Below are 7,056 nucleotides of genomic sequence, written 5' to 3' on the forward strand. Positions count from 1 at the left end.
GGCCCCGTGACGTCCCCCTCCCACCCCGCTACCATGCCCCCGCCGTGGACGTCATCACCCTATCGATCCCAGGATTCTTCCTCCTCATAGGCATCGAATGGCTCGTGGGGCGCGTGAAAAAGCGGCGCGTCTATCGCGGCCCGGACGTCCTCGCGGATCTGCTCCTCGGCTCGGCACAGACCCTCTTCGGCGTCGTCGCGGCGGGCGTCCTCCTCGGCGGGTACCTCTTGCTCTACGAGCGCCGCTTCTTCGACGTCTCGCCGAGCTCGGCGCTCGCCTGGGTCGGTTTGCTCGTCGGCCTCGATTTTTCCTATTACTGGTTCCACCGCGCCTCGCACCGCATGAACCTCGCGTGGGCCGCGCACGCGCCGCACCATCAGAGCGAGGATTTCAATTTCGCCGTCGCGCTCCGCCAGGGGCCCGTCCAGCCGCTCGTGTCGCGCGTGTTTTACCTGCCCCTCGCCTTGCTCGGATTCCCGCCGGCCATGTTCGCGACGGCCCTCGGCCTCAACACGGTTTATCAGTTCTGGATTCACACCGAGCTCGTCGGCAAGCTCGGCCCGCTCGAATGGGTGCTGAATACGCCCTCGCACCACCGCGTGCATCACGGTTGCAATGGGCGGTATCTCGATCGCAATCACGGCGGCATGCTCATCATCTGGGATCGCCTCTTCGGGACGTTCGAGCCCGAGGCCGACAAACCCGTGTACGGGACCGTGAAGCCCGTTGCGTCGTGGAACCCGCTCGTCTGCGCATGGGCGCCGTTCCGCGACATCCTCGAGACCGCCGCCCGTGCGCCGCGCTTCCTCGACAAACTCCTCGTCTGGATCATGCCGCCCGAGTGGCGGCCCCGCGGGATGACGCCCGCCGACCTCACCATCGCGCCGGATCGGCCGAAGTACGACCTGCGGCCGACGCGCGGCGCGGGCATCTACGCAGCGGTGATGCTCGTCGTCACGCTCGCCGCGACGGTGTTTTTCCTCTTGAAAGGCGCGTCGGCCCCGCTCGCGACGCAGCTCGTGTTCTCGGCGTGGTTCGTGGCGTCGCTCGGCGGGCTCGGGGGCGTGCTCGAAGGGCGCGCGTGGGCGAAGCCGCTCGAAGCCGCGCGGATCGTCGCCACCCCGTTCGTGCTGGTGATGCTCCTCTGACGAGGACGCACGGTAGCGCCCTGGGCGTTTGACCAGGAGCCACCGTACTGGAGCGCCGAACCCGTGCGGGCTCTCGGCGTCGCGTTCGTGCTCGGCTCGTTCGAGGGGGGTCCGTCAGCCGACGCGGACCTTGGCGTCGCCGCGCTGCCGGCCGTGGAGGGAGCGGATCTCGATGCGGTACACGCCGGGGGACGACACGACGAACTCGATCGGCGCAGGGCTTTGCGGCGCGCCCGTCGGGGCATCCCGCACGAGGGTGTCGAGGATGTTCGCGCCGGACGGCGAAAAAACCTTGAGCGAGTAGGGCGGGACCGACGTCTCGCTCGGGACGAAGACGAGCGAGAGCCGCTCCCCCGGCGGGATCTTTTCGAAGAACGGCACGGTGCCGCGGGTCGAGGATCGGGCCGGATGGCAATAGATCTCGATGTCGCCTGAGCTCTCGATCGGTCCTGACATTGTTGGCGGTGTCGCCCCCCGCGGCGTTTGTGAGGGCCTGGGGCGACGAGAGGACGCTAGCAGCCTTGGGGCGGCGCCATCAAGCCCCGTCGACGCGGCGCGCGCTCCCCTGGTAGTATTCGCGATGATGCCGCAAGGCCTCGCCTCCGCGGGCGCACGACAGAACGTCGGGCGCATCCGCGGCAGATCGAGCGGGCGGCGCGTGGATCGTCACGCGAGCCAGCCCCGTACCCGAGGAGAACACGAAGGAACATGGATCAGCGCGCTCTCCAGCGATCATCGTTAGGCCCGAAGACCGCGAGCGCGGACCCGATGATCGGTAAGGTCGTCGCAGGTCGTTACCGCCTCGAGACCCGGATCGGCGAGGGCGGTATGGGCGTGGTGTACCGCGCCCGCCACGTGCTCATCGATCGGGTGGTCGCGCTCAAGCTCATCCGGCCGGATCTGCGCGGCGAGACCCACCTCCGCGCATGGATGCTCCGCGAGGCCCGCGCGGCGAACCGCGTGGATCACGCGCACATCATCGACATCCACGACATCGGCGAGACCGAGGAAGGCGAGCTCTATCTGGTGATGGAGTACCTCGTCGGCACGCCGCTCTCCGCGGAGCTCGCGCGCGGGCCCATGCCCATCGCGCGAGGCGTCGACATCCTCGAGCAGATGTGCGCCGCCCTCGCGCGCGCCCACGACCTCGGCGTCGTGCACCGCGATCTCAAGAGCGACAACATCCTCCTCACGCAACGCGGCGGCCGGAAGGACTTCGTCAAGATCCTCGGCTTCGGACTCGCCGCGATCGCCCGCGACCCGCGCCTCGCCCCGAAAGGCGCAGTCTTCGGAACCCCCGAGTACATGTCGCCCGAGCAGGCGCGCGGCGAGGAGGCCACGCCCCACGCAGACCTCTACGCGCTCGGCGTGCTCTTCTACGAGATGCTCACGGGGCAACTTCCTTTCCGTGCAAACGATCGCGAGACGTTGCTCGAGATGCAGCGGACCGCGATCCCGCGGCGCCCGCGCACGGTGCGCCCCGACGCGCATCCGCAAGGCGAGATGATCGCGATGCGGCTGCTCGAGAAGGACATCCGCAAGCGCTACCGCGACGCCCACCATCTCCAGGAGGAGCTCAAGGCGCTGCAGCGCAGCCTGCCGAGCACGCCCTGGGAGATGGAGACGGGCGAGGCCGTGCCCGCGCCGCCGCCGCCCCCGCCGCCGCAGTCGGCCGGCGTGACGGAGTGGGCGAACCGGACGGCGCTCTTCGCCCGCATGGTGGCCCGCGCGCATCCGGCCGGGAACGCGCCGCCCGACATCCAGGGGGCGCTCGCGCAGCTCTGGGATCTCGCGGCGAAGGCGAACCGGCTGGAAGGCGAGGTCGCGAGCCACACGCGCAAGGTCGAGGCCCTCGAGCGGCGCGGTCGCGCGCTCCGCGCGGAGATCGGCCGCAAGGTCGAGGAGCTCGCGCACGAGGAGTCGCGCGTGATGCGCGAGGCCGCGGCCGACGGCGAGGACGTGGACAAGGTGCGCGGCGAGCTCGCGCAGGCGGAGAAGTTCGCGATGGAGGCGAAGCAGCTCGCTGACGGCGCCGCGCGGCAAGGCGCGTTCGATCGGACGGTGTTCGAGCGCGCGGGCGCGACGGCCGCGACGGTGCAGGCGAAGCGCGAGCAGCTCGCTCGGTACGAAGCAAAGAAGAACACGCGCGAGACGACGGCGCGGGATCTGCGGCGGCAGATCGACGAGCTCCGCGGGCAACTGACGCGGTACGCGGAGGCGCTCGAGGAGGACCTCGGGCAAGGGCGCGAGAAGGTCACGCAGCGGACGCGTGAGGGCCTCGCCTTCGAGAAGGCCTTCAGCGACGCGTCGAACCTCCTGCTCGCGCACCTGCGCAACAAGCCGGAGTGCCGGGATCTCGTGGCAGAGCTGCTCACGGCGAACAAGGACGCGAGCCCCGCGTCGACCGAGAGCGGTGAGCCCAAGCCCTCGCTGGAAAAACGTCCGGGCAACTGAGCGGAGGATGGGGGCTCCGCTCGGGCGAGCGAGCCGAGCCACGCCCCCAAAACCGCCGCCCGAACCGACCTGCCGAGGGGCCGGGCTCGTCCGGCCCAACTCCAAGCAAAAGAAAGATGACGGGGAAGACGCGTTGTGGTAGTCAGCGCGCGCCTCGGCGGGGAAAACCGTCGAGGGCGAGGCTGTGCTGAAGCGTCGGCGTCAGGGCTAGCGGGTCGATTTCGACGGAGCCTGCGCCGCGGGGGCGAACCCCGTCGGTGCCCGCTCATCCGCGACTCACGCAGGCGGCCAACCCCTCGGAACCTGGGAGATCGCCGCGGCGGCGTAAGCCTACCGTCGGCAGTCTCCTCGTTTGAAGGAGGCACACCGTCATGAACGTAGAGGGTTCTTCGCGCCCGAGTTGGGCGCGAGCGTGGCCCGCGCGCGCCTTGGCCGTCGTCGGCGCGCTGTTCGCTATCGCCCTGGCTCGTCCCGCGCACGCGGACGAGGCTTCGCTGAAGCTTCCCGATCTGGGCTCTGTTTCCTTCGCCGGGAACATGGACGGACGCACCCTGCTCCTCGCGGGCATGGGCGTCTGCGCGCTCGGTTTGATCTTCGGGATGACGATCTACATGCAGCTCAAGAAGATGGCCGTGCATCGCTCGATGCTCGAGATCTCTGAGCTCATCTACGCGACCTGCAAGACGTACCTGATCACGCAGATCAAGTTCATCGTGCTCCTCGAGGTCCTCATCGGCCTCGTGATCGCGGTGTACTACGGTTATTTCAAGCACTTCGACGTCGGTCGTGTCGCGCTCATCCTGTTCTGCAGCCTCGTCGGCATCGCGGGCAGCACGGGCGTCGCCTGGTTCGGCATCCGCATCAACACATTCGCGAACTCCCGCACGGCGTTCGCGTCTCTCCGCGGCAAGCCCTTCCCGACCTACGCGATCCCGCTCAAGGCGGGCATGAGCATCGGCACCGTGCTGATCAGCGTCGAGCTGCTCGTCATGCTGATCATCCTGCTCTTCGTCCCCGGCGAGTACGCAGGTCCGTGCTTCATCGGCTTCGCGATCGGCGAGTCGCTCGGCGCCTCGGCGCTCCGCATCGCGGGCGGCATCTTCACGAAGATCGCCGACATCGGCTCCGATCTCATGAAGATCGTCTTCAACATCAAGGAAGACGACGCGCGTAACCCGGGCGTCATCGCCGACTGCACCGGCGACAACGCGGGTGACTCGGTCGGCCCGAGCGCCGACGGCTTCGAGACGTACGGCGTCACCGGCGTCGCGCTCATCTCGTTCATCCTGCTCGCGGTCGCGGACGTCAAGACGCAGGTCCAGCTCCTCGTCTGGATCTTCGTGATGCGCATCATGATGGTCGTGGCGAGCGTCGTCAGCTACCTCGTCAACGAGGCGATCGCGAAGGCGCGCTACGGCACCGTCGACAAGATGAACTTCGAGGCGCCGCTGACCTGGCTCGTGTGGCTCACCTCGTTCGTCTCGCTCGGCCTGACGTTCGTCGTGTCGTACCTGCTCATCCCGAACCTCGGCGACGGCACGCTCTGGTGGAAGCTCTCGCTCATCATCAGCTGCGGCACGCTGGCCGGCGCGATCATCCCCGAGGCGGTCAAGATCTTCACCTCGACCGAGAGCAACCACGTGCGCGAGGTCGTCACCTCGTCGCGCGAGGGCGGGCCTTCGCTGAACGTCCTCTCCGGCATGGTCGCCGGTAACTTCAGCGCTTACTGGCTCGGCATGGTCATCGCGGGCCTCATGGGCATCGCGTACATGGTCGCGCTCCAGGGCCTCGCGTCGGTCTTCACGTCGACGATGGCGGCGCCGGTCTTCGCCTTCGGCCTCGTGGCCTTCGGCTTCCTCGGCATGGGCCCGGTGACCATCGCGGTCGACTCCTACGGCCCGGTGACCGACAACGCGCAGAGCGTCTTCGAGCTCAGCGTGATCGAGTCGATCCCCGGCATCAAGGACGAGATCAAGAAGGAACACGGCTTCGACGTCGACTTCGAGAAGGCCAAGCACTATCTCGAAGAGAACGACGGCGCGGGCAACACGTTCAAGGCGACGGCGAAGCCGGTGCTCATCGGCACCGCAGTCGTCGGCGCGACGACCCTGATCTTCTCGATCATCCTCGAGCTGCAGGCGGAGTTCGGCGTGGTGGAGGCGATCCAGCGCCTCTCGCTCATCAACGCGCCCTTCCTCCTCGGTCTCATCGTCGGCGGCGCGGTGATTTACTGGTTCAGCGGCGCCTCCTGCCAGGCCGTCGTGACCGGCGCCTACCGCGCGGTCGAGTTCATCAAGGCGAACATCAAGCTCGAGGGCGCCGAGAAGGCGAGCATCGAGGACAGCAAGAAGGTCGTCGAGATCTGCACGCAGTACGCGCAGCGCGGGATGATCAACATCTTCCTCGCGGTCTTCCTCGGCACGCTCGCCTTCGCGTTCCTCGATCCGTTCTTCTTCATCGGCTACCTCATCTCGATCGCGCTCTTCGGCCTGTATCAGGCGCTCTTCATGGCGAACGCCGGCGGCGCCTGGGACAACGCGAAGAAGCTCGTCGAGGTCGAGCTGAAGGAGAAGGGCACGCCGCTCCACGCGGCGACCGTCGTCGGCGACACCGTCGGGGATCCCTTCAAGGACACCTCGTCGGTCGCCATGAACCCCATCATCAAGTTCACCACGCTCTTCGGCCTCCTCGCCGTCGAGCTCGCGATCAAGATCCCGCACGGCACGAGCGTCGTGCTCGCCGGCATCTTCTTCGTCGCGTCGGCGATCTTCGTGTGGCGTTCGTTCTACGGCATGCGCATCAAGACGGACGTGAAGGCAGCAGCGCCGGCGGCGCACTGATCACGTCCTGACGGAGGACCGACGAGAGCGGTCCCCCCTCGAGCGCCCTCGCTCCTCGCGGAGCGGGGGCGTTCGCTTTTTCGAAGCGACCGTTACAGCTTCGAACTATAAATCAGGCCATGCGAGCTCTCTGCCCGTCGTGCGGTTTCCACCACGAGGTCGTCCGCGTGCTCGAAGACGGGCACGGCGAAAGCCGCAGAGACGTCTACCAAGTCGCGCCGCTGGCCGAGTGCGATCGCACGTGGATCAGCGATCAGGAGCTGCTCGAAGCACGCGCACGCTTCGGCGCCGAGGCGATCCTTCAGGAAGACGAGGACGACGTCTGAGAGCGTAGCGCCGGGGTTTCACCCCGGACCCCGTCTGTTCAACGATGGGGCTACGCTCGGCAAGCCGAGCTACGCCCCAAACCCCGGGGTTGTCCACCCCTGGACCCGGACCAGCGCAAGCGCTGGACTCGGGGTCGATGAACTGCGCAACGCGCAGTTCATCGAACAGCCGGTCGACGGACGAGACCCCGTCGCCGTGTGAGACGAACCCTCGTGGTCTTGCCACGGGCCCGTCGGAGAAACTGCGCATCGCGCAGTTTCTCCGCGTTCGGTCCAGGCCGTGGCTGG

5 protein-coding genes are annotated in these 7,056 nt (G+C 67.7%); 4 read left to right on the forward strand and 1 reads right to left on the reverse strand.

Annotated features, from left to right (window positions below; translation table 11 throughout):
- Positions 1 to 44 precede the first annotated feature (44 nt).
- On the forward strand, positions 45 to 1,148 hold the full coding sequence (locus tag QHF84_RS29405; protein WP_281316765.1) for a sterol desaturase family protein: 1,104 nt from the start codon (positions 45 to 47) through the stop codon (positions 1,146 to 1,148).
- A 114-nt stretch (positions 1,149 to 1,262) separates the two neighbouring features.
- Here the strand turns inward: QHF84_RS29405 and QHF84_RS29410 are convergent, their stop codons facing one another.
- Positions 1,263 to 1,604, reverse strand: coding sequence for a hypothetical protein (locus QHF84_RS29410; protein ID WP_281316766.1), 342 nt, complete (start codon positions 1,602 to 1,604; stop codon positions 1,263 to 1,265).
- A gap of 312 nt (positions 1,605 to 1,916) precedes the next feature.
- Between QHF84_RS29410 and QHF84_RS29415 the strand changes: the two genes are divergently transcribed.
- The 3 genes from QHF84_RS29415 (at position 1,917) to QHF84_RS29425 (ending at position 6,768) form a co-directional block, all read left to right on the forward strand.
- Positions 1,917 to 3,602, forward strand: a complete 1,686-nt coding sequence (locus tag QHF84_RS29415) for a serine/threonine protein kinase (protein ID WP_281316767.1) — start codon at positions 1,917 to 1,919, stop codon at positions 3,600 to 3,602.
- Positions 3,603 to 3,973: 371 nt separating this feature from the next.
- The gene (locus QHF84_RS29420) at positions 3,974 to 6,442 is read left to right on the forward strand and encodes a sodium-translocating pyrophosphatase (protein WP_281316768.1); all 2,469 of its coding nucleotides are present in this window, start codon (positions 3,974 to 3,976) and stop codon (positions 6,440 to 6,442) included.
- Positions 6,443 to 6,561: 119 nt separating this feature from the next.
- Positions 6,562 to 6,768: a hypothetical protein gene (locus tag QHF84_RS29425; RefSeq protein ID WP_281316769.1), complete on the forward strand. Its 207-nt coding sequence runs from the start codon at positions 6,562 to 6,564 to the stop codon at positions 6,766 to 6,768.
- Positions 6,769 to 7,056: the final 288 nt, after the last annotated feature.

The organism is Polyangium sp. y55x31, assembly GCF_029946505.1.
Taxonomy (GTDB): domain Bacteria; phylum Myxococcota_A; class Polyangia; order Polyangiales; family Polyangiaceae; genus Polyangium.

Bases quoted from the DNA above. Each gene is read 5' to 3' on its own strand.
- QHF84_RS29410 (WP_281316766.1), bottom strand. From the start codon at position 1,604: ATGTCAGGACCGATCGAGAGCTCAGGCGACATCGAGATCTATTGCCAT.
- QHF84_RS29415 (WP_281316767.1), top strand. From the start codon at position 1,917: ATGATCGGTAAGGTCGTCGCAGGTCGTTACCGCCTCGAGACCCGGATC.
- QHF84_RS29420 (WP_281316768.1), top strand. From the start codon at position 3,974: ATGAACGTAGAGGGTTCTTCGCGCCCGAGTTGGGCGCGAGCGTGGCCC.
- QHF84_RS29425 (WP_281316769.1), top strand. From the start codon at position 6,562: ATGCGAGCTCTCTGCCCGTCGTGCGGTTTCCACCACGAGGTCGTCCGC.